Source organism: Vibrio sp. ES.051 (assembly GCF_002563795.1).
Classification (GTDB): domain Bacteria; phylum Pseudomonadota; class Gammaproteobacteria; order Enterobacterales; family Vibrionaceae; genus Vibrio.
Window position 1 is genome coordinate 119,338 of the sequence record NZ_PDJL01000005.1, and the last position, 22,761, is coordinate 142,098.

Consider the following 22,761-nt stretch of genomic DNA (forward strand, 5'->3'; position numbering starts at 1 on the left):
AAACACCATTTATGGAAATGATTGAGCCAACCATGCTGTTGGTGTTGGCGCTTGTCGCTTTTATTGCTGGATTTATTGATGCGGTTGCAGGCGGTGGCGGCATGCTAACGGTACCTGCGTTACTATCCTTGGGCTTACCGCCTCATATCGCCCTAGGAACGAACAAGTTAGCGGCAACATTTGCCTCTTCAACTGCAGCATTTACTTACTACAAAAAACGCTTGTTTCGACCTCAATGTTGGCGGAGAGCTTTTGTTGCAACCCTGATCGGGGCCGCCTTGGGGACTCTTTTTGTGGATGCGATCAGCACTGACTGGTTAGAGAAGGTATTGCCTCTGATTATCTTAGCGGCTGCGCTTTATACGGTGTTTCATAAAACACCAAAGTCGACGCACCAAAGCCCAACGCCAGAGCCATGCCCCTTACTCAATAGAAAACAGTACTTGCAAGGTTTTTCAATTGGCTTTTATGATGGCTTAGCGGGTCCTGGTACTGGTGCATTTTGGACGGTCAGCTCCATGGCTCTTTATCGCCTCAATATCCTGCTGGCTTCAGGATTAGCAAAATCGATGAACTTTACCAGTAACTTTACGTCACTGATCACTTTTGCTGCTCTTGGCCACATCAATTGGATGCTAGGCTTAACGATGGGCGTCTGCTTAATGGCTGGAGCGTTTGTTGGAGCACACTCTGCTATTCGCTTTGGCTCAAAGTTCATTCGTCCTGTGTTTGTTACTGTCGTCAGCGTACTTGCCATTAAATTGGCTTATGACGCATGGTTTGTAGGTTTTTAATGAATATTGCTCAGCTTTCCGAACATTTAGAACAAATGGCGAAACAAGCCGCGATACTTGATCGCCAAAGAGGCGAACATCACGTATCACTTTTTGATGAGCGCCTGTTTCATTGTCGTTCTCGATTATTAACGCCTTGTGTAAAAGAAGCAAAATCAACATTGAGTGCCATCATCCGCGAACAAGAGGAAGAGAAGCTAACGGCTTTACGTGCAGAATACCTCACAGAACGGTTAGTCGCACAGATCGGTGCAATACAACGGGAAATCTCAACCACGAAAATTCGTAAGAACGAGATCAAACATAGCAGCCACTTTCGAAAACCAATCAATGTGTTATACCAAGAACTCGCTCAACACCAAGAGTGGGCAAGGCGCTTGCGAGAGATGGTTTTAGAAAAAGAACGGGCTGTAGAAACGTCACCAAGTTTTATCCGAGCTGAAGCGCAAAAGACCTTGCTAGCCACAGAACAACGACTGGCACGTTGCGAAGCCGCTTTGCTCAAACTCGAAAACCAAATCACTCACAGAGAAAAACATCAATAATGTCAGATCAACCCATCTCCCCTCTTGATGAAGCCCCAGAAGAAATCAAACTGGCTGTCGATTTAATCTATTTGCTTGAATCTAACGACATTACTCCTGAAGCGGCCCTTAATGCATTAAAAATTGTGCAATCGGATTTGGAAAACAAAATAAAAGCTAAGCAGTAAAGTCTCTACATTCTCCCCTCACTTCTTTCGTTGAGAATCATTTGCAGTGCAAACGTGCAGTGATACCATCCATAAAAAGTATGCCCTTAATAAGGATAAAAAATGAAAGTAATCAGCTTTAACATCAATGGTCTTCGTGCACGACTGCACCAACTCCAAGCGCTTATCGATAAACACCAACCTGATGTTATCGGCCTCCAAGAAATTAAAGTTCATGATGACGCGTTCCCGATTCAAGATGTCGAAGCCATGGGTTACAAAGTGTATTTTCACGGTCAAAAAGCACATTACGGTGTAGCGATGCTTTGTAAACAAGAGCCAATCAGCGTACAAAAAGGGTTTCCGACCGATAATGAAGAACATCAAAAACGCATGATTATGGCAACGTTTGAAGATGATAATGGTGGCAAGGTTACGATTCTTAATGGTTACTTCCCTCAAGGGGAGAACATCAGTCACGAGACTAAATTCCCTTACAAGCGCCAGTTCTACAAAGATTTGATGACTTATTTAAACGATCACCATAGCAATGATGAACAGTTAATCGTGATGGGCGATATCAATATCAGCTCTATTGATGCTGATATTGGCATTGGTGAACTAAACCGTAAACGCTGGTTAAAAACCGGTAAGTGTTCGTTCCAACCTGAAGAACGTGAATGGCTGAAAACCTTGTTAGATTGGGGCTTTGTGGACACTTTCCGCCAGCTATACCCACAAGTGAATGATCGTTTCTCATGGTTTGACTACCGTTCACGCGGCTTTGATGACAACCGTGGCCTACGGATCGACGTCATTTTAGCGACCCCTTCCCTAGCGCAAAAATGCATTGAATCTGGTATCGACTATGAGCTCCGTGGCATTGAAAAGCCTTCCGACCACGCCCCAATTTGGTCGACATTCAAATAGTACATAGCTATAGGTTTGCTAACCTCTGGTAAAAAGGGAGACAATGTCTCCCTTTTTGTGTCTGCTAAATAGCTGTTTGAATTTAGTTAAGCGGCCAAGGCGATTGACCGTCGATAACGACTGGTATTTGAGCAAATTCATTCAAACAGTAGCCAGTATTACTACTTGCAAAGTAAGTGAGAGGCATTGGCGTTAGATTCAGCGCCACAACCTGCTGTTTTGCTTTTTCCGAGAAAGAGAAGCCCCACATATCTAAATAGCTCGTCATATCTCGCTGAGCAACGGAACTCAGAGCAATAAGCAACCAATCATTGTTTGAGATGCTGTTTGCCTCCTCACGAGAGTAATTGGCGAAACCAATACTCAATCGTCTCTCATTCCAAAGCGCATCATCCGATTTTAAGCGGTTAAACTCACGCTCGATCAGGTGCAATCGCGCCAATAAATGCCAACCATTTTTAAGCACGCCTGCATGCTGTGTCGCCATCATCATTTGAATATAAACACGAGCGCCCCAACTCCAACTGGTTTGATTTTTCTCTGCCATATACGCATTTGGATCCGCTTGGGTTCGGCTAGATTGCAGTAGTTCAAACTGGCCTTTGAAGTCTAAGCTTTGGCAAGTTGAAACTTTCCCCGTATTCTGGAAGAAACGAGACTTACTATAATAAGAGTAATAGTTAGTCGTTGAGTGTCCTTCCCAACCAGCAAATCGGAATCGACCTTTTTCTAAGCCATGACCAAGCTCATGTAAATCACCGTGACCAAGCGGGCTGAATGCCCAATATGCATCATATGGGTTGCCAGAACAGCCGTAGCCACATGTTGCTTGGTCAGCATTCATATGCTTCACCATATCAATGTTGGCGATTTCCCAGCCTTGATTTTTGGCATATTGGATAATTTCTGGAACTTCATTGATACCCGGCCCTTGGAAACCAGCCAGAACATGTGGGTAATTGTGGGCATACTCTTCTGTCGCAAGCGCCATTGCGGCTGGTGTCGGCCACGTTGCATCGTTAACAGATTCAAGCATTTTGTCTCGCTTAGCGTGCACTTCAAATCCAGGCGTGATCAACTCAGCCCAATCGAACAAGTTTGCCTCAAGCTGTTGAATAAACGTATCGTTGTTCTTCGCACTTCTCCATACAGGATGTTGCGCTACATGGCTAAATGTTAGCTCTACTGGCACATCATTGTTGTCAAAGTGAACTTGGATCGGCCCACCATAAGGTGAAGTTAGAGTGATGGCTTCACCCAGCTTCACTTCATAGGCGAATGAAGTCAGCATTTTTGGTCGAGTGTAACCATCTTTGCTGAACTCATGAGTTGCGCCACTTCTTAAGCTGTTAATGACAATTTTGGTCGTCACATCATTGCTGTCATTACGTGTGACCGTAAAGGTTTCCCCGGGAAGCGCATACACACCAGCGGAGCGGAAGTTACGCTTTGATTCCATATTAATCGTAGCACTGATTCTCTTCACTTCAGAGCCAAACTCACTGCGACTGAAGTTACCCATATTTGGCTGTTTGGGATTAACGTTTCGGCTGTTGTATTGCACGTAATCGGCAAAGTATGACTTCAGGAACTCGGTCGTTTCAGTTGATTGCTTGTCCATTGGGAATGTTATCGTTTGACGATAATGATCCGCCAGCAACACCATAAGTTTTTCGTATTGGTAGCCGTCTTGGTCAAACAATGAGAGCTTTTGTTCATCATGCTTTTTCAGCCACTGCCGAATACTGTTTGCTCCAGCATAAAATTGACCATCCATATTCGCAGTATCAGGGCAAGATTTATCATCGCACTGTGACAAGTCAACATTGAAATTTTGAGATTCAAAACGAGACAACAACGCTTGTTGCGTAACCACAGAATCCGGCACAACGTTCATTAAGGATGAAGGCGCCCAATCGACTAAGCTTAACTTACGCCAGTAATTATCTCCCACGTAATCAACATGAAGTTTTTCCAAAACGTCTCGACCAAGCTCAGTTAATCCGCCATCCCAATGCAGATAGAGAACAGGAATTTTGGCTTGCTCAGCGTAAGACAGCGCATCCAGCACCTGCTGGTTGCTGTCTCCTGAGCGCAGATGTTGCGACAAAATCAACAAGTTCGGTGTATTCGTCTTCAAACAGCTAAGTAGCTTCGAACCATCACACTGATTAGCATCGTTAACATCCAACTCTTGTGAAATATTATCTTTTAGCCAATTGCGCGTGGCTTGCTCATCAGGGAAGTAGTGGGACTGATCCATTTGCGCAATCACGACGTTTGATGTCGAGCCGTTAGAAAGCCAAGTAACTAGGTTATTTAACCATTGAGTCATCGCTGCATTAGAAGAATCAGGAAAACGTTGCTTGGTGCGAAATGGGTTACTACCTAATACCGCGTAACGTTGACCGTTGGTCTGCTCTCCTGCAACGCCAATTGACAAGGTTTGGTCTTTGTAACCGCTTGCCATTGCCTTATTAGTCATCAAAATCGTGCTGTTGAATCCATACTTAGGTGCCAAAATCGCAGCATCATGAGTCGGGTCCCAATACAATCCAGATAGTTTTTTCGCGATAGCGGATTTAATCGCGTTAGCCTGCTTTTTATGTGCTTCGACGACCTGACGACTTTTGCGGATGAAATCGTTCGGTTCAGAAACGAATAGTGCATTGCCAGTTTCCAACGCTTGTTGAACTGGCGTTGGCGTTGGTTTTACTTGGGTATTTGATTGTGACTCTCCCCCACCACATCCAGTGGCGATGGCGGCAAAGCCCAACGATAGAATTGTTTTTTTCACTTTTACTCACTAAACAATGGGTTTATCCAAGTTTAATGTAAATACTCTAGGTAAAGAAATTGTCTTTTAGATCAAATAGAAAAGTAGGGATGAAGGTATCAAAATGAAGGTGTAAAAGTGGCACCTCTATATAGGTACCATTTTAAATCAATGACTAACTGAGTGGGCGAAGGTATGCCAGAAATCGTTTTTCTGCGAGTTTAAAGCACCATAATATAATAAAGGTCAGTGCCATGTAGAAAAGCCCCGCTGTCAGAAAAGACTCGAATGGGGCGTAATAACGTGAATTCACTAAACGCGCAGCTCCAGTTAGGTCCATAATAGTAACGATACCCGCGACCGCACTACCGTGCAGCATGAAAATAACTTCATTCGAATACGCAGGCAATGCTCTACGTAGGGCGCTTGGTAAGATAATACGCTTATATGTCATAAACTTACTCATCCCATATGCTTTGGCTGCTTCTACCTCACCTTTTGACAAACCATTAATCGCACCGCGAATAATTTCTGCAGTATAGGCCGAGGTATTAAAGATAAAGACAACCAACGCACAAAACCACGCGTTTTCCCATAATGTATCTTTTACTGGAAAAAATTGGTCCATACCGTAATAAATCAAATACAACTGAACCAATAGTGGCGTACCACGGAAAAAATAAATGAACCCCCAAGAAGGCAAACTCAGTAAGTAGTTAGTGCTATTGCGTGCAACGGCTAGCGGAATAGAGACACACAAGCCAACCACCAGCGCTAACCCCACCAACCAAACGGTCGTCCAGAGCCCTTGGAGGTAGATTGGCAAACTTTCGATTATCAAAGAAAAATCCATGACTTACCTCGCATGAATACTGAACTTACGCTCAACAAGTTTAAGTAAACCTGTAGAAACGCTGGTAAATAATAGGAAGATAAGCGCAACTGCCATGTAAAAGGTAAACGGCATTTTCGTCGTCCCAGCGGCCAAAGAACTTATTCTCACCATGTCATCTAAACCAATGATAGAAACTAACGCCGTGGTTTTAAGCAGTACTAACCAGTTATTCCCAAACCCAGGCAATGCATGACGGATCATCTGAGGTAACAAAATTCTTCTAAACGATAAAATAGAGCTCATGCCATAAGCTTTTGCGGCTTCTAGCTCGCCTTTATCAACCGCCATAATTGCGCCGCGAAATGTTTCTGCCATGTAGGCACCAAAAATAAAGCCTATGGTGATCACCCCAGCGATAAACGGACTGACGTCAATATAATCGGGCAAGTAAGAAGTCCACTCATGGTTTGGATTACTAGAAGCAAACCATTCGTTGAGCGTTTCGTTGATAGAGTAAAGGCTGTTGTTTAACAGTATTTGCCCACCAAAGAAAATCAGCATCATCAGTACTAAGTCCGGAATCCCCCTAATTATGGTGGTGTAAAGAGTCGCAATCGCTCTGGCCCACTTGTATGGTGCTAACTTAGCTAACGCGCCAGCCATACCCAGAATGACAGCAAGCAGAAGGGAAAGTACAGCGACTTCTATGGTTACCAAAGCCCCTTTTAGGATGGAGGCTTCATATCCTTGTAAATCCAGCATAGGTGAGTTCCTAATCCCTAAAACTCAAAATCGACCGTTGACTACTTCTAGGAACAAGCCAACGGCCGTTTAATTACGGTTTATTCACCGTAAACATCGTAGTTAAAGTATTTACCTGCTATTTCTTGGTAAACCCCTTTCTCACGTAGTGACAATATCGCCGCATCAAGCTTTTTCGTTAAATCTTTATCTTGTTTACGGACGGCAATGCCAAAGCCCTCACCAAACCATTTAGGATCAGTGAGTGACGGGCCAACAAATTCGTACGCTTCACCACCCGCCTTATTAAGTACACCTTCTTCTAAAGCAGATGCATCACCCAGCACTGCAACAACTCGTCCACTAGCAAGATCTAGGTAAGCTTCATCAAAAGATCCATAACGGACGACCTCAACTTTGTCACCGTAGTTGTCTGTGAGGTATTTGTCGTGAGTCGTCGCGCGTTGCACTGCGATTTTCTTACCATCTAGGTTATCAAAGTCTAGGTTCGCACCTTTTTTAGCGATAAATTTGTTTGGAATAAGCGCGTATTTCCCCGTGAAATCCACTTTCTTCTTACGTTCTGTGGTAATAGACATGGCAGCAATAATCGCGTCGTACTTTCTCGCAAGTAGTGACGGTATGATGCCATCCCAATCTTGAGCAACAATTTTGCATTTAACTTGCATCTCTTCACAAAGAGCATTCGCCATGTCGACGTCAAAGCCTTGTAGAGATCCATCCGTTTCTGTCCAACTAAAAGGAGGGTAAGCACCTTCAATGCCGAAGCGAATCGTTTTCCATTCTTTCGCTTGAGCGACCCCCGATATTGCCGTTGCAGCCAATGTTGCTGCTAATAACCACTTTTTCATTTCCATACTCCTGTGATTGCTATTATATTGGTTTTGTTTGTTGTGTTGGCTTAGGTGGCAAAAGCCTGCCGCCTGAAGAATATTAATAGATAGAGGAGATAAACTGTTGTAATCGTTCTGAGTCTGGTTCTGTAAACAGCTTAGCTGGTTTTCCCTGCTCTTCCACTAAACCCTGATGCAGAAACATCACATGATTAGAGACGTCGCGAGCAAACGCCATCTCATGCGTGACAACCAGCATCGTTCTCCCTTCATCTGCTAAATCTCTCATTACCCCTAGCACTTCCCCAACAAGTTCCGGATCTAGTGCTGAGGTTGGTTCATCAAATAACATGACTTCAGGATCGACTGCCAATGCTCGAGCAATGGCAGCACGCTGTTGCTGACCACCAGATAGATGGCCAGGGTAATAATCTTTACGCTCATACAGGCCCACTTTCTTAAGTAATGCCTCTGCATTTTCAATCGCTTGGGCTTTTGCTATCCCAAGAACATGAATAGGAGCTTCGATGACATTTTCTAGCACAGTGAGATGCGACCAAAGATTAAACCCTTGAAACACCATCGCAAGACGAGAACGAATGCGTTGTACTTGCTTTTCGTTGTCAGGTACAGATTCACCAGCACGATTATTCTTCATTTGGATAAGCTCACCGTTCACCCAAATTTCACCTGCAGTTGGTGTTTCTAATAAATTGATACATCGAAGGAAGGTACTCTTACCAGAACCGGAAGAGCCAATGATGGAGATAACATCCCCTTTGTGTGCGGAAAGAGAAATTCCCTTAAGAACTTCATTTTGTCCAAATGTTTTGTGCAGGTCTTTTATATCTAGCGCTGGTACATCATTCATGCGCCCTACTCCCTGTATTTCTATCACTGCTAAGGGACTCCGCCCTTTCTAATTCAGTTCAAATTAGCACCACCCCTTGAGACTTGCAACAAATTATTAACCTAAACAATTCGAATAGAAAGATACGATAGATAAATTAACATGCAATATATAGCAACTTATTCTTCAAAAGTTGAATATTAAATATAAAAAAGCCCCTTTCAAAGGGGCTTTTTTATATTTACAAAAGTGTTAATTGGTTCTCTCTAAAAGCAACGTTTTCGTCTGCGCGATTCGATTCTTCATATCACGAACTTGCTTCTCATTCATTACTACACCGAGTACATCTTTTTCGGTATCAGAGCCATCACCATTGGCAAAAGCAGTGAGAAAGTCGGCAGCTTTAACGTCTGCTTTTTCATCGGTAAACACATAGCTCTGGGTAATCAACGAGTTATTAGAGATAACTAACTCACCTCGGGCACCAGAAGGAACACTTGAGTACTCTAAGTTAGGAACAACGATACTTCCTTCTATCAGCGAGTAAACAGAATGGCGAACAACGTATGGCGTTGCTCCAACCATCGTGCCTTGCTGATAGCTCACGCGCTGTAACCCGTTTTCTCGACCCAAACCAATACTGTCAGTTAGATCAACAACACTGTTTGATACACCTGGCTTCGCGTTCTGGGTATCCGTTACTGAAAATAGAGAGCGGTCATCAACAATAATGCTCCAGTTTTCAGAAACTTTGTCTGTGTATGCTGCTGTCCATCCAGGCGTTGCAATAGTACCTTCTACACTAAATGTCCAAATATCACCTTTCAATGCATCAGGGTGATAAAACTCACTTGTCTTTGGCACTTCAGCTAAACGGTAAGAAAAGTTTTTGTAGATTGTATCAATATCTATCTTTGAAAAATTGATACCTGACGTACTTACCATAGGCGTCGAAGGCGTTCCTGCAAATACCATGCGGCCATCGGTCCAGTCTTCGAAACCATATTGGTACAAAGAAGAGCGTGAAGCATTGCGGTATTGAGCTACCATCGTTTTTTCAGTACTAACCGCTGGTAAACTTTCACCCTTGGTAAAGCGCGATTCGTTCGCCGTTACGGTTTCTAATTGAGAATCAAAGTAGAAAGTAGAATATGGATTACCTGAAGCATCTTCCGCAGTTTTGTAGTCCAAATTAGCCTTAGTAACTTGTGAATCGTTATTTCCTGTCAGACAGGTCGTATTACTTACGTTCGCATCTGCAGATAGGTACACGTTTCTCAAAGAAGACTCAGATTCCAAAAGATCTTTTGAAAAGGTAATAGCGTTAATAACAGTGCCATTTACCTCTTGAATGGTAACACTGCCACCGTCTGGAATAGTTTGCAGAATAACTGTCAACTTGTCATTACTTGCTGTTACCAAATCACCAATACGATTACCTGATGAATCAGTGTAATAAGCTGTTAACTGGGTATCTAAAACACCACCCAATTTATGATAATTCAGTACTTTCTCAACATTGTTTGACTCGAAACGACCATAAATTGTACATGCGCCATTGCTTGAGAGTGCTTGTGTCTTTGGCGCAACAAAAGTGAAATTAAACGCTGTTTGAGGTGTGCCACCACCTCCTCCACCTCCTCCACCTCCGCCACCTCCGCAACCAACGATTAACCCCGAGATGATAGCCACAAGTGGCATTACTTTACGTTGTTTCATGTCTTCTTCCTAAACTGAGCGGCAATAATTAACCCAAAATCGTCTTTGTTCAGTATTTAGCAAGAATAAAGCCAGCTTTATCGTCAATATTAATATTCCACTTCATGCTTATAAGATAACCAATGTTAAAACTTCTAATTTTATGCAACATGTGTAATTAATTTACACCAGAGATCACCGTCACATTCTCATGTTAGACACTTTATGTAGTTTTATTTCACATCTATTCTTAAAGTGATCTAAATCAATCACCAAAAATGACTATCTTGTTAGACTCCAGCCAAAAGATGAGGATTTTTTTGTGCCTCAACACAATAAGTTATTAGCTATGCTTAGGCACAATACCGACGTGCAACAAATCTAATAACAGCTAGCATAAGCGTGCCGCAGGATGCGGGCTAACACAATTGAATGAAGAATTCATAACTTTAAAATATATGAGGAATCTATGTCAGACGCAGTTAATAAAGCGCACTCTGATTCAGATATCGAGACCAAGAGCTACCGTGAGCTTCACCGTCCAGCATCTGAGTTCGCAAGCCGTTCAGACTACCTAGACCACGAACTACAAATTATGAAGCCGCGTCGTTTCGGCTTAAACTTGCCAGGTCGTGACTTCCGTTTTGAGCTTGAAGATCTTGTTCCTGCACTTGCTGGTACCATTGGCATTATCGCCATGTATTCAGCAGTAATGATGTCTTGGGCTGAGGGCCTTACCGCCTCATGGGATCATATCAATCTGGGTAAAGACTTCGCTATCGAAGTTGCACGTGTGGAAATGCTAATCCCGGCACTTCTTTTTTGTATCATCTCTTCGGGTTTCCTAAACCCACGTGCAAACCTTGCTGGTAACCACGGCCCAATGATTCCTTTGATAGGCACCATCGCATTGGCGGGCGCTCATCCCCTTGCTCTAGCAATTCTTATCGGGGTGTTTGGTCTAATCTTAAGTTTCTTAAAAGGCGGGTCGAAGCTTGTTAACCTCACGTCCGAAGGGACGGCAGGTGGCTTACTTATTTTCCTTGGCCTGACAGGTACCATGAGCCAAATTACTTCAATCCAAGATTGGGCTGTTGGGCTTCAATCTTCAACGGTTGAAGCGGGTAGCATGGGGTACGTAGGTCTGATTGTACTTGGCATCACTGTTGCGATTTACGCATACCTTGCAAAGGTAAACAAGCGTTGGTTAGCCATTCCCGTTTGTGCATTCACAGGCCTAGCAATCGCTTTAGTTCTTGGCGCAGGTTTTGACATTAAATTCGAAACTGAAATGGGTATACCAAATCTAAACCCTGTTTACTGGTGGGGCAGCACAGAAGAAGGTTGGATGCTTGGTCTACCAAACGTAGAACATTTCATCGCCTCTCTACCCTTTGCGATTCTAGCAGTAGCAATGTGGTCACCTGATTTCCTAGGCCACCGCATTTTCCAAGAACTGAACTACCCTAAGAAGACTGAAAAAGTGCTCATGGATGTTGATGACACGATGAGTATGTGTTCTGTTCGTCAGATGGTAGGTACGGCTGTCGGTGGCGGTAACATCACTTCCTCTTGGGGTACTTACATGATCCCTGCGGCCATTGCCAAGCGCCCTATTCCTGCTGGTGCGATTCTACTTGGTTCGTTCTGTATTATCGTTGCGATTCTGGGCTTCCCAATGGATGTTGCGGTATGGCCTCCAGTCATGCGTGTTGCACTTCTTGTTGGTGTCTCTCTACCTCTATTAGAGGCAGGGATGCAAATGGTTCGTGACACCAAAGACTCACAAGCAGCTGGTATTTGTATCTTCGCTTCTATCATGACCAACCCTGTACTGGCTTGGGCACTAACGATGTTCTTAGACAACAATGGCCTAATCGGTGACAAAGAACGCGCTTCACGCCTTTCTTTTGCTGACAAGATTATTATCCCTATCTGTGTGTTTGCCATTTGTTTGGTCGCTATGCTTGCAGTTGGTATGCTTGAAGGCCAATATGGTATTCAGTCTTGGTTGTAATGCCAATCGCTCAAAAAATGTGTGGGTAGCGCTAGTCGCTACCCTCTTTTTATCGAGATTGTTGAGGATTTATTGATTTAGTTTAAGGTTTACAAAAAAATTTTAGTTTAACCTCTAACTGTTGCTTAAAAAGAGAGACATTTTAAATAGTGACAATATTTATCGTTTTATGATCCGGTTATTTAAATTTAAGACTATAAATATTGTTATTCATAAGAGTGTACTGTTCCCCTCTTCAATTGGGGATAGCTGGCTCAACGGCGAAGCAGTACGTATTTTTTTCTACTAAAAAGGTAGGTATGTCATGGCAGAGCAATTTGCTAAAGCTTGGGAAGGTTTTGCTGCAGGCGACTGGCAAAACGAAGTAAACGTTCGTGATTTCATTCAGAAGAACTACACTCCGTACGAAGGCGACGAATCTTTCCTAGTTTCTGAAGGTACTGAAGCGACTAACAAGCTTTGGGCTAAGGTAATGGAAGGTATCAAACAAGAGAACGCGACTCACGCTCCTGTTGATTTCGATACTTCAATTATCTCTACCGTCACTGCTCACGATGCAGGCTACATCGAAAAAGATCTCGAAACTATCGTAGGTCTTCAAACTGACGCTCCTCTAAAACGTGCGATCATCCCTAATGGTGGTATCCGCATGGTTGAAAGCTCATGCAAAGCCTACAACCGTGAGCTTGACCCACTAGTTAAGAAAATCTACACAGAGTACCGTAAAACACACAACCAAGGCGTTTTCGACATTTACACTCCAGAGATCATGAAGTGTCGTAAGTCTGGCGTATTGACTGGTCTTCCTGATGCTTACGGTCGTGGTCGTATCATTGGTGATTATCGTCGTATTGCTTTATACGGTATTGATTTCTTAATGAAGGACAAATTTGCTCAATTCTCATCTCTACAAGAGCGCTTTGAGAATGGCGAAGATCTACACATGACGATGCAACTTCGCGAAGAAATCGCAGAGCAACATCGCGCTTTAGGTCAAATCAAAGAGATGGCAGCGAAATACGGTTTCGACATTTCTCGTCCGGCAGAAACATCGCAAGAAGCCATTCAATGGACTTACTTCGGTTACCTAGCAGCGGTTAAGTCTCAAAACGGTGCAGCAATGTCTCTAGGCCGTACTTCTACGTTCCTAGACGTGTTCATCGAGCGCGACATCGCTGCTGGCCGCATCAACGAAGAACAAGCTCAAGAAATGATCGACCATTTCGTCATGAAGCTACGTATGGTTCGTTTCCTACGTACTCCTGAGTACGATGACCTGTTCTCTGGCGACCCAATCTGGGCAACAGAATCTATGGGTGGTATGGGTCTTGATGGTCGTACGCTAGTGACTCGTACAAACTTCCGTTTCCTAAACTCGCTATACACCATGGGTCCTTCTCCAGAGCCAAACATCACTGTGTTGTGGTCTGAGAAACTACCTGAAGGCTTCAAGAAGTTCTGTGCGAAAGTATCAATCGATACCTCTTCAATCCAGTACGAAAATGATGACCTAATGCGTCCAGATATGGAGTCAGATGACTACGCTATCGCATGTTGTGTATCTCCAATGGTTGTTGGTAAGCAAATGCAGTTCTTCGGCGCTCGTGCTAACCTTGCGAAAACCATGCTTTACACCATCAACGGTGGTGTGGATGAGAAGCTAAAAATCCAAGTGGGTCCAAACATGCCTAAGATCGAAGGCGATGTTTTGAGCTACGATGAACTTTGGGACAAAATGGACCACTTCATGGATTGGCTAGCGAAGCAATACGTGACTGCGCTAAATAGCATCCACTTCATGCACGACAAGTACAGCTACGAAGCGGCACTAATGGCTCTACATGACCGTGACGTTAAGCGTACTATGGCTTGTGGTATTGCTGGTCTATCTGTTGCGGCTGACTCTCTGTCTGCAATCAAATACGCAAAAGTTAAGCCTATCCGTGACGAAGACGGTCTAGCGATCGATTTCGAAATCGAAGGTGATTACCCTAAATTCGGTAACAACGACCCACGCGTTGATGACATCGCATGTGAACTTGTTTCTGTATTCATGGGCAAAATCCGTAAGCTTAAGACTTACCGTGATGCAATCCCTACTCAGTCAATTCTTACTATCACTTCAAACGTGGTATACGGTAAGAAAACGGGTAACACTCCGGACGGCCGTCGTGCTGGCGCTCCATTTGCTCCAGGTGCAAACCCAATGCACGGTCGTGATGAGAAAGGCGCTGTTGCATCACTAACTTCAGTTGCAAAACTGCCGTTTGCTGACGCACAAGATGGTATCTCTTACACTTTCTCTATCGTGCCAAATGCACTAGGTAAAGATGAAAATTCACAGCGCGCTAACCTTGCTGGTTTAATGGATGGTTACTTCCACCACGAGTCTGGAATTGAAGGCGGTCAACACCTAAACGTGAACGTTCTTAACCGAGAAACTCTAGAAGACGCGGTTAAACACCCTGAGAAATACCCTCAGCTAACAATTCGTGTCTCAGGTTACGCTGTTCGCTTTAACTCTTTAACTACAGAGCAACAAGCTGACGTAATCGCACGTACATTCACTGAGTCTCTATAAGACCATAGCGATGTAACGTTTTAGTGATATAAAAGGGCTGATGCGATGAAGCATCAGCCCTTTTTTTATTTCTTGAACGAAAGTTGTGATATTACGAAAGATTTTGCCCACATTCTTACGTATGATGCGAAAAAAATTAGTAAATAAAGTATATGAAACTCAGTAAATTAATTGTTCTTACTCTTCTTTCACCGGTTGCGATGGCATCCACTAAGTCTACGCTTTCTTTCACTCTCGACAACGACGGTATTTTTGGTGTTGACCAAGATTACACCAATGGCATTTTCCTCTCCTACGCAACGGGCCAACTCAAAAAAGAAAACGAGTGGAAATGGTTGAGTTTAAATAACCCAGAACCATCAAATATCGATAAAATAGAATTGGTTCTTGGCCATAAAATGTGGACACCGAGTGATATCGAAGCTGACTATCCTCTTGCAAATGACCGCCCATACGCTGGTTACTTGCATACCGAAATCAACTATCTTTCTATTGCTAATGATAAAACCGTTCGCTATAACTTGACGGTTGGGGCGACTGGCGAAAGCTCACTATCAGAAAAAGCGCAACAAATTGTTCACGGCATTACTGGCTCAACCGACCCGCAGGGTTGGGATTACCAAATCGATGATGAAATAGCGTTTAGTGTTGGCTACCGAGCTTTCAATAAACTGATGCGCAGCGATAGCCAAAGCACGCAGTGGGAAATCACCAATGTTAATGACATTAACGTGGGTAATTTCCGCAGTAACATCTCTCAAGGAGTGATGTTTCGTTGGGGAACACACTTAGCCAACAGCATCGGCGCGGCGAATATTAGTGCAGAAAGTCCTTTTTCTGCCAGCATGTTGGCAAAAAACACATCGAGCTGGTTTTTATATACCGGGTTTGAGGGACAGTATAGTTTTAACGATATGACCATCGAGGGCGATCGTTCCGGAATTCCTGAGCCATCAGCGCCATACGACGTCACACTGCAAAATTGGCAAGCCAGTGCCGTTGCGGGTGCAACTTGGTATAACCAAAACTATGGCGCGAGCTTGGCATTCACCGTCAAAACGTCAGACTATGAAGAATCTCAAACTGACGTGTATGGCACGGGATCGTTCTCTGTTTTCGCCTTTTTCTAAGCGCTAAGCTATCCACTTTATTAATATCAACCTTCAATAGACAATCAAGTTATGGCTACTTTAATAAATAAGCGTGCCCTATTCCTAAATAACTTTATGATGCAAGGTTCAATTCACCCTAACAGCCTACAAAGCTGTTTTAACCCTGCTTTTTGTAATAAAATAACAGCCAGAATTCATTAGTAATGAGAGCACAAGATGTCAACAGCTGGTCGTATTCACTCATTTGAGTCATGTGGTACCGTAGACGGACCTGGCATTCGTTTTATCGTTTTCTTGCAAGGTTGTTTGATGCGCTGCAAGTATTGCCATAATCGCGATACTTGGGACACGCATGATGGCAAAGAAGTGACGGTTGAAGAAATCATTTCCGAAGCGAAAAGTTACCGCCACTTTATGAATGCATCTGGGGGTGGCGTTACTTGTTCTGGCGGTGAAGCAATGCTTCAACCTGAGTTTGTACGTGACTTTTTCCGTGCAGCTCAAGCTGAGGGCATCCACACTTGTCTGGATACCAATGGCTATGTTCGTAAACACACTGATATCATCGACGAAGTGTTAGACGCGACCGATTTGGTGATGCTTGATATCAAACATATGAAAGATGAAGTTCACCAAGATCTTATCGGCGTGTCTAATAGACGCACATTGGACTTTGCTCGTTACTTACAGAAAATTGGAAAGAAAACTTGGGTTCGTTATGTTGTCGTACCAGGCTATACGGACGATCCAGAGGCCGCTCACATGCTTGGTGAATTCATCAAAGACATGGATAATGTCGAGAAAGTGGAGTTACTTCCATACCACAAACTGGGAGCCCATAAGTGGGAAGCGCTGGGCTTAGAATACCCATTAGAAGAGGTAAACCCTCCTTCAAAGGAAACCATGGATAATATCCAGTCGATTCTTGCTCAGTACAATGATAACGTAAAATACTAAACCGACTTCAAACCGAAACTCTTTAAAATACCAGCATAATGCTGGTATTTTTATACTAAAAATATAGGTGAAGGCGGTTACACAAAGTTCGCAGCAAAGGAAGAAACATGGATTGGTTTAATTTAGGCTCGCTGGTCGTTATCTTTTGGGTAGTACTCGCCCACTGTCTAACCGATTGGAGAAAAGTAGTTTGGCCCAAGCTTGAAAAAGAAAAAACATTTCAACACCTTGTGTTAGCAACATTATTTTTTCTTACTATCCTGTGGTCTGCACAAGCAGGGGTAAAAGAAGGGCTGCAAATTCACTTTCTCGCCTTAACGACTGTAACCATGATGTACGGTTGGCGCATGGCTTTTCTCCTCAGTATACCAGCGATGTTAGCTCATCATTGGTTGCATGATATTTCATTGTTATTATTACCCACCTCTTTAGTGCTTTCTGCCCTAGTCCCCATATTAATCAGTCACTTAGTATTTATTTTAAGCTATCACTACTTACCGCGAAATCTCTTTGTTTTCATTTTCGTTGCGGGTTTTTTCAACGGCGCAATAACGGGTAGTTTACATCTCCTGATTAATTCGTTTTACCATCTGTCTGTTGGTCATTATGATTGGGAAGTTATTCAGCATAATTACTTTATTTTTGTGCCTCTGCTCGCCTTTCCAGAAGGTTTACTCAATGGTATGTCGCTTGCCGTATTGACGGTTTTCAAACCCGAATGGCTCAGAGTTTTCTCCGATAAAGACTACATATACAACCACTATCACAAAAAGTAGCTCTTCGCCTTACACACCTTGGCTGGAATCAATCATTCTTGTCATTTTTCATATTAAATATGTATTGAGATCATGTTTCACTCATGTCTTAAGCGTTAATCTAAGCACATTAAAAATATATTAGATTATTTAGTGAGGTCACCATGGAAATGTCAAACGCTCAACGTCTGATTCTATCAAACCAATACAACCTAATGTCTCAGCTTGATCCCAATAATGCGGCGAAATACAAACGTCTGCAAACGATCGTAGAACGCGGCTATGAATTGCATATGCTTGAATTAAATAAAGATTTTGGATGCCTTTCAGAAGCTGAGTGCCGCGAGATCATCGACATTATGGAGATGTACCATGCAATGCAAGAATCTCACAATATGCTAGACGCAGAAGAGTGCAGCAATGTGGATCAACGCCGATTACAGTTCCTAGGATTTGATATAGCAACCGAAGTACAGCAAGTGCACTACGTTCGCTTCCTGATCGATTCTGAGGGGCTTTACCCACAATTTGATAAAGCAGACCACCACTTCAATAGCCAAATGCCGATGCTGGATAAATACCGCCGTATGTTGCAAACATGGCGTAACTGCCCTCGCCAATACCACCTATGTGAAAACGAATTGGCACAAATTTTTAGTGCATAAATCAAAGCTTCAGTAGTAAAAGTAATAAAAAACCAAGTGAGAAGGCTCATTTGGTTTTTTATTTTACCAATTAAAACACGTAAGAGACCCCTAGGGTGCCCGTGGTTGCGATACCTCGCTCTAATATTGGACTGTCCGCTAAGTCACCATCTAAGTTAAGATAACGAATACTGCCCGTTAACCGGACCTTTCGCGTTAAATGCAAATATGCCGAAGCACCTATAAAATAGTGGCCATCCCAGTCTGCGTCGAACGCTTTGATACTACTTCTCTGTTCTTCCGCTTTCGACACACCATAGAGGTGATTATTAAGCTTCTCTGAGTTGTACGCATAACCTATCGAGGGAGTGACTCCCCAGCCTCGAAAATGCAACGGTAAACGCCATGCTAATTCTGCGTACAAGCCATTGTGTTGGTCTCCCACATCAGTACCTGCTGATGCCTCCAAAGTACCAGCCTTAGTGTTAACCTGATAACTCACACCAGCAAGAACGGATGCTTTTCGTTCGTCTAATAGTCGAATCTTCGCATTATCAGAATCTTCTGGCTTGAGAGTGCGAGGGTCGTAAGCAAGTCGAAAGATGACATTCCTTTCAGAACCCACAGGCAAAAGACGATAGCCTGCACTAAACCCCCGAAAAAAAAGATGCTCACCTTCATATCCGATTAATGGAATCACCGTTGTATTATAATCAGTATCTTTATAAACAGCAGGAGAGTAAGCCACGGCCCCTCCGAGCGACCACGATGAACCCGCTGCTTGCGAATAACTTGAAAAAAACAGAGCGGAACTGATAGTCAGAAACAACATTTTACGATGTTGCATATTAGCCTTATTACTTTATTGCAAATCAATTCACCAATCATAAGGCCTTAAGTAGTTTAATACAATGTTCAAAATAATCATTAACAGAATAAATAACTAACCACTCTTCATCGTCATCCCCGTGAATTAATGGGATATAACATTTAAAAATATCATTATGCTGCGGTCAAAAAAGCGTATGCGAACATACCATCAATACTTATTAAACCTCGCTTTAGTTGGTCCGATTTAGCACATTTTCATGATCTTATTTTTTAATATGACGAGCACTCTTCCCATCAAAAATATCGTTGTTGATACCGTAGTAAATGGAAATAAGCACATAATCCTAAAGCAAAATCGACAATTGCCATCTACGCTTAACTTGTTAGGAATTTGTTTTTAAAGCGGTGGTAATCGAAAGGGGAATTGCTATGAGTATTTTTGATCACTATCAATCAAGATATGAAGCTGCAAAAGATGAAGAGATGTCGTTACAGGAGTTTCTCGCTCTATGTAAGGATGACAAAAGTGCTTATGCGAATGCAGCAGAGCGCCTACTGATGGCAATTGGCGAACCAGAGATAATTGATACGGCGAAAGATCCAAGACTAAGCCGCATTTTTTCGAATCGTGTTATCTCTCGTTATAAGACCTTTAAAGACTTCTATGGAATGGAAGACGCAATAGAACAGATTGTTTCTTACCTAAAACATGCGGCTCAAGGGTTAGAAGAACGTAAACAAATTCTCTACCTGCTCGGCCCTGTGGGCGGTGGTAAATCATCGCTTGCTGAAAAGCTCAAAGCACTAATGGAACTAATGCCAATCTACGTACTAAGTGTTAACGGAGAACGTAGTCCTGTGAACGACCACCCTTTCTGTTTGTTTAAAGCCACTGAAGACGGCGAAATCTTGAAAAAAGAATACGGTATAGAACAGCGTTACCTGAGATCAATAATGTCGCCATGGGCGGCAAAAAGATTGCATGAGTTTGGTGGGGATATCACCCAGTTTAAAGTAGTCAAAGTCCGCCCTTCTATCCTCGATCAAATCGGGGTCGCTAAAACTGAACCAGGTGATGAAAACAACCAAGATATTTCATCATTGGTGGGTAAAGTTGATATTCGTAAACTCGAACATTACTCACAAGATGACCCAGATGCTTACAGTTACTCTGGTGCACTCTGTAAAGCTAACCAAGGTTTGATGGAGTTCGTAGAAATGTTCAAGGCGCCAATCAAGGTGCTACACCCACTTTTAACCGCCACCCAAGAAGGCAACTTTAACGGTACAGAAGGCCTTTCTGCAATTCCATTCGATGGCATGATTCTAGCCCACTCAAACGAGTCAGAATGGCAAACATTCCGCAATAACAGAAATAACGAGGCCTTCCTCGACCGTGTTTATATTGTCAAAGTGCCATACTGTCTACGCGTGTCAGAAGAAGTGAAAATTTATGAGAAACTGCTTGAATACAGCGAATTGTCTGCCGCGCCTTGCTCACCAAGCACGCTCGAAACGTTGGCACAGTTTAGTATTCTTTCTCGTTTGAAAGAACCTGAAAACTCATCCATTTTCTCTAAAATGCGCGTCTATGATGGCGAAACGCTGAAAGATACAGACCCGAAGGCGAAAAGCTATCAAGAGTATCGTGATTATGCGGGGGTCGATGAAGGCATGAATGGCCTCTCAACACGTTTCGCATTTAAGATTTTGTCACGCGTATTTAACTTCGACCAAACCGAGGTGGCAGCCAACCCTGTGCACCTATTCTATGTGATTGAACAACAGGTTGAACGCGAACAGTTCCCGACAGAAACCGCTGAAAAATATCTCGAATTTTTGAAAGGCTACCTTGTCCCTCGCTACGTCGAATTTATTGGTAAAGAAATCCAGACCGCCTATCTCGAGTCTTACTCTGAATACGGCCAAAATATCTTTGACCGCTACGTAACATACGCAGACTTCTGGATTCAAGACCAAGAATATCGCGATCCAGAAACTGGGCAGCTGTTTGACCGATCTTCACTCAATGCAGAGCTAGAGAAGATCGAAAAAACGGCGGGTATTTCTAACCCGAAAGATTTCCGAAACGAAATCGTTAACTTTGTGCTTCGTGCGAAAGCGAATAACAATGGTCTAAACCCAGTTTGGACCAGCTACGAAAAACTGCGCACAGTAATCGAGAAGAAAATGTTCTCTAACACTGAAGAGCTGCTTCCGGTTATTTCATTTAATGCGAAAACCTCTTCTGAAGATCAGAAGAAACACGACGACTTTGTCGCTCGCATGATGGAAAAAGGCTATACCGAGAAACAGGTACGTCTACTTTCTGAGTGGTACCTACGAGTACGTAAGTCATCCTAATCAAGTGGTTGCGTTAGGTCGCTTGTGAAACATGAAGAGGGCTATTCCATGGCGCAATTTATAGACCGAAGGCTCAATGGAAAAAACAAGAGCGCTGTAAATCGACAGCGCTTCTTGAAACGCCATAAAGAGCAAATTAAAGAGTCGGTAGCAGACGCAGTGAATCGACGCTCGATTACGAATACAGAAACGGGCGAAGATGTATCTATACCACACAAAGACATCAATGAGCCGACCTTTCATCAGGGCAAAGGAGGGGTACGCGAACGAGTACACCCGGGCAATGACCAATTCATTACTGGTGATAAAATCGAGCGCCCTAAAGGTGGAGGGCAAGGGAGCGGATCGGGCGAAGGAAATGCCAGTCCAGACGGAGAAGGTCAGGACGAATTTGTATTCCAAATATCGAAAGATGAGTACCTAGATATTTTATTCGAAGATCTCGAATTGCCGAATCTAGAGAAGAATCAAATCACAAAAATTACTGAATGGAAAACGCATCGCGCAGGTTTCCAAACTGCTGGTATGCCTTCTAACATCGCCATTGTGCGTTCACTTCAGCAGTCACTTGCTCGGCGAACTGCAATGACAGCAGGCAAGAAACGCCTCCTTAAAGAGCTAGAAGACGAACTTGCTCGTATCAAAAACATTGAACCAGCTCAACAGTTTGAAGAGAACCGCTTGAAAACGGAAATTGAAGAGCTACGTAAAAAAATCGAAAGTGTACCGTTTATTGATACCTTCGATTTGCGCTTTAAAAACTACGAGAAACGTCCGGTTCCATCAAGCCAAGCGGTTATGTTTTGTTTGATGGACGTATCTGGTTCTATGGATCAAGCCACGAAAGACATCGCAAAACGTTTTTACGTTCTGTTGTACCTGTTCTTAACTCGTACGTACGAGAATGTCGACGTCGTCTTTATTCGCCACCACACTCAAGCGAAAGAAGTGGACGAACACGAGTTCTTTTACTCGCAAGAAACTGGCGGCACTATCGTATCCAGTGCATTGAAGCTCATGGATGAGATCGTGAAAGAACGCTACCCAGTTGATCAATGGAATATTTATGCTGCGCAAGCATCCGATGGTGACAACTGGGCGGATGACTCACCGAGATGTCGTGATTTGCTTGTAAACAGGCTCCTGCCCAACTGTCAGTACTATTCATATATTGAGATCACCCGCCGCTCTCACCAAACCTTGTGGCATGAATACGAAAAACTCACTGATGAGTTCCCAAACTTTGCCATTAAAAACATTCGCTCTGTGGAAGATATCTTCCCAGTCTTCCGTGAACTATTCAAAAAAGAAACGGCGTAAGGAGGATAGCG

19 protein-coding genes are annotated in these 22,761 nt (G+C 43.3%); 12 read left to right on the forward strand and 7 right to left on the reverse strand.

Going from position 1 to position 22,761, the window contains the following annotated elements; translation table 11 throughout:
- The first annotated feature begins 11 nt into the window (after nt 1-11).
- The 4 genes from ATG66_RS14650 (at nt 12) to xthA (ending at nt 2,415) form a co-directional block, all read left to right on the forward strand.
- Nucleotides 12-794, forward strand: a complete 783-nt coding sequence (locus ATG66_RS14650) for a sulfite exporter TauE/SafE family protein (RefSeq protein WP_098416024.1) — start codon at nt 12-14, stop codon at nt 792-794.
- Nucleotides 794-1,339, forward strand: a complete 546-nt coding sequence (locus tag ATG66_RS14655; RefSeq protein ID WP_098416025.1) for a primosomal replication protein — start codon at nt 794-796, stop codon at nt 1,337-1,339. Before ATG66_RS14650 ends, ATG66_RS14655 begins: the two co-directional genes overlap by 1 nt.
- Complete coding sequence (gene rsmS, locus ATG66_RS14660) at nt 1,339-1,506, forward strand: pleiotropic regulatory protein RsmS (RefSeq protein WP_098416026.1); 168 nt, start codon at nt 1,339-1,341, stop codon at nt 1,504-1,506. The genes ATG66_RS14655 and rsmS overlap by 1 nt, the downstream gene beginning before the upstream one ends.
- A gap of 102 nt (nt 1,507-1,608) precedes the next feature.
- Nucleotides 1,609-2,415 (forward strand): exodeoxyribonuclease III, encoded by an 807-nt coding sequence (xthA, locus tag ATG66_RS14665; RefSeq protein ID WP_098416027.1) that lies wholly within the window; start codon nt 1,609-1,611, stop codon nt 2,413-2,415.
- 82 nt (nt 2,416-2,497) lie between these two features.
- On the opposite strand, the gene ATG66_RS14670 is transcribed toward xthA, so the two are convergent.
- From ATG66_RS14670 to ATG66_RS14695, 6 genes are all read right to left on the reverse strand, one after another.
- On the reverse strand, nt 2,498-5,212 hold the full coding sequence (locus ATG66_RS14670) for an ImpA family metalloprotease (protein ID WP_098416028.1): 2,715 nt from the start codon (nt 5,210-5,212) through the stop codon (nt 2,498-2,500).
- A 154-nt stretch (nt 5,213-5,366) separates the two neighbouring features.
- The gene (locus ATG66_RS14675) at nt 5,367-6,044 is read right to left on the reverse strand and encodes an ABC transporter permease (protein ID WP_098416029.1); all 678 of its coding nucleotides are present in this window, start codon (nt 6,042-6,044) and stop codon (nt 5,367-5,369) included.
- A 3-nt stretch (nt 6,045-6,047) separates the two neighbouring features.
- Nucleotides 6,048-6,788 carry an ABC transporter permease gene (locus tag ATG66_RS14680; protein WP_098416030.1) on the reverse strand — a complete coding sequence of 247 codons (741 nt, stop codon included), beginning with the start codon at nt 6,786-6,788 and terminating at the stop codon, nt 6,048-6,050.
- A gap of 80 nt (nt 6,789-6,868) precedes the next feature.
- Nucleotides 6,869-7,639 (reverse strand): ABC transporter substrate-binding protein, encoded by a 771-nt coding sequence (locus tag ATG66_RS14685; protein ID WP_179885695.1) that lies wholly within the window; start codon nt 7,637-7,639, stop codon nt 6,869-6,871.
- Nucleotides 7,640-7,721: 82 nt separating this feature from the next.
- Nucleotides 7,722-8,492 (reverse strand): ABC transporter ATP-binding protein, encoded by a 771-nt coding sequence (locus ATG66_RS14690; protein ID WP_098416032.1) that lies wholly within the window; start codon nt 8,490-8,492, stop codon nt 7,722-7,724.
- Between the two features lie 231 nt (nt 8,493-8,723).
- Nucleotides 8,724-10,190 carry a flagellar sheath protein A gene (locus tag ATG66_RS14695; protein ID WP_098416033.1) on the reverse strand — a complete coding sequence of 489 codons (1,467 nt, stop codon included), beginning with the start codon at nt 10,188-10,190 and terminating at the stop codon, nt 8,724-8,726.
- Nucleotides 10,191-10,638: 448 nt separating this feature from the next.
- On the opposite strand from ATG66_RS14695, the gene ATG66_RS14700 reads away from it, so the two are divergent.
- From ATG66_RS14700 to ATG66_RS14725, 6 genes are all read left to right on the forward strand, one after another.
- A complete protein-coding gene (locus tag ATG66_RS14700; protein WP_098416034.1) occupies nt 10,639-12,186 on the forward strand; it encodes a DUF3360 family protein in 1,548 nt (515 codons plus the stop codon).
- A 304-nt stretch (nt 12,187-12,490) separates the two neighbouring features.
- Nucleotides 12,491-14,767, forward strand: coding sequence for a formate C-acetyltransferase (gene pflB / locus ATG66_RS14705; RefSeq protein WP_098416035.1), 2,277 nt, complete (start codon nt 12,491-12,493; stop codon nt 14,765-14,767).
- Nucleotides 14,768-14,919: 152 nt separating this feature from the next.
- Nucleotides 14,920-15,897, forward strand: coding sequence for a lipid A deacylase LpxR family protein (locus tag ATG66_RS14710; protein WP_179885696.1), 978 nt, complete (start codon nt 14,920-14,922; stop codon nt 15,895-15,897).
- Nucleotides 15,898-16,095: 198 nt separating this feature from the next.
- Nucleotides 16,096-16,836, forward strand: coding sequence for a pyruvate formate lyase 1-activating protein (gene pflA / locus ATG66_RS14715; protein WP_098416037.1), 741 nt, complete (start codon nt 16,096-16,098; stop codon nt 16,834-16,836).
- Between the two features lie 107 nt (nt 16,837-16,943).
- Nucleotides 16,944-17,612 (forward strand): energy-coupling factor ABC transporter permease, encoded by a 669-nt coding sequence (locus ATG66_RS14720; RefSeq protein WP_098416038.1) that lies wholly within the window; start codon nt 16,944-16,946, stop codon nt 17,610-17,612.
- A gap of 143 nt (nt 17,613-17,755) precedes the next feature.
- Entirely contained in the window at nt 17,756-18,256 is a 501-nt protein-coding gene (locus ATG66_RS14725; protein WP_098416039.1) for a YfbU family protein, read from the forward strand.
- 70 nt (nt 18,257-18,326) lie between these two features.
- On the opposite strand, the gene ATG66_RS14730 is transcribed toward ATG66_RS14725, so the two are convergent.
- Complete coding sequence (locus tag ATG66_RS14730) at nt 18,327-19,082, reverse strand: MipA/OmpV family protein (RefSeq protein ID WP_098416040.1); 756 nt, start codon at nt 19,080-19,082, stop codon at nt 18,327-18,329.
- Nucleotides 19,083-19,495: 413 nt separating this feature from the next.
- Between ATG66_RS14730 and ATG66_RS14735 the strand changes: the two genes are divergently transcribed.
- Together ATG66_RS14735 and ATG66_RS14740 are read left to right on the forward strand one after the other, a co-directional pair.
- Nucleotides 19,496-21,430, forward strand: a complete 1,935-nt coding sequence (locus ATG66_RS14735; RefSeq protein ID WP_098416041.1) for a PrkA family serine protein kinase — start codon at nt 19,496-19,498, stop codon at nt 21,428-21,430.
- Between the two features lie 48 nt (nt 21,431-21,478).
- Entirely contained in the window at nt 21,479-22,750 is a 1,272-nt protein-coding gene (locus tag ATG66_RS14740; RefSeq protein ID WP_098416042.1) for a YeaH/YhbH family protein, read from the forward strand.
- The last annotated feature ends 11 nt before the right edge of the window (nt 22,751-22,761 follow it).

Bases quoted from the DNA above. Each gene is read 5' to 3' on its own strand.
- ATG66_RS14650 (WP_098416024.1), top strand. From the start codon at position 12: ATGGAAATGATTGAGCCAACCATGCTGTTGGTGTTGGCGCTTGTCGCT.
- ATG66_RS14655 (WP_098416025.1), top strand. From the start codon at position 794: ATGAATATTGCTCAGCTTTCCGAACATTTAGAACAAATGGCGAAACAA.
- rsmS (WP_098416026.1), top strand. From the start codon at position 1,339: ATGTCAGATCAACCCATCTCCCCTCTTGATGAAGCCCCAGAAGAAATC.
- xthA (WP_098416027.1), top strand. From the start codon at position 1,609: ATGAAAGTAATCAGCTTTAACATCAATGGTCTTCGTGCACGACTGCAC.
- ATG66_RS14675 (WP_098416029.1), bottom strand. From the start codon at position 6,044: ATGGATTTTTCTTTGATAATCGAAAGTTTGCCAATCTACCTCCAAGGG.
- ATG66_RS14680 (WP_098416030.1), bottom strand. From the start codon at position 6,788: ATGCTGGATTTACAAGGATATGAAGCCTCCATCCTAAAAGGGGCTTTG.
- ATG66_RS14685 (WP_179885695.1), bottom strand. From the start codon at position 7,639: ATGAAAAAGTGGTTATTAGCAGCAACATTGGCTGCAACGGCAATATCG.
- ATG66_RS14690 (WP_098416032.1), bottom strand. From the start codon at position 8,492: ATGAATGATGTACCAGCGCTAGATATAAAAGACCTGCACAAAACATTT.
- ATG66_RS14695 (WP_098416033.1), bottom strand. From the start codon at position 10,190: ATGAAACAACGTAAAGTAATGCCACTTGTGGCTATCATCTCGGGGTTA.
- ATG66_RS14700 (WP_098416034.1), top strand. From the start codon at position 10,639: ATGTCAGACGCAGTTAATAAAGCGCACTCTGATTCAGATATCGAGACC.
- pflB (WP_098416035.1), top strand. From the start codon at position 12,491: ATGGCAGAGCAATTTGCTAAAGCTTGGGAAGGTTTTGCTGCAGGCGAC.
- ATG66_RS14710 (WP_179885696.1), top strand. From the start codon at position 14,920: ATGAAACTCAGTAAATTAATTGTTCTTACTCTTCTTTCACCGGTTGCG.
- pflA (WP_098416037.1), top strand. From the start codon at position 16,096: ATGTCAACAGCTGGTCGTATTCACTCATTTGAGTCATGTGGTACCGTA.
- ATG66_RS14720 (WP_098416038.1), top strand. From the start codon at position 16,944: ATGGATTGGTTTAATTTAGGCTCGCTGGTCGTTATCTTTTGGGTAGTA.
- ATG66_RS14725 (WP_098416039.1), top strand. From the start codon at position 17,756: ATGGAAATGTCAAACGCTCAACGTCTGATTCTATCAAACCAATACAAC.
- ATG66_RS14730 (WP_098416040.1), bottom strand. From the start codon at position 19,082: ATGCAACATCGTAAAATGTTGTTTCTGACTATCAGTTCCGCTCTGTTT.
- ATG66_RS14735 (WP_098416041.1), top strand. From the start codon at position 19,496: ATGAGTATTTTTGATCACTATCAATCAAGATATGAAGCTGCAAAAGAT.
- ATG66_RS14740 (WP_098416042.1), top strand. From the start codon at position 21,479: ATGGCGCAATTTATAGACCGAAGGCTCAATGGAAAAAACAAGAGCGCT.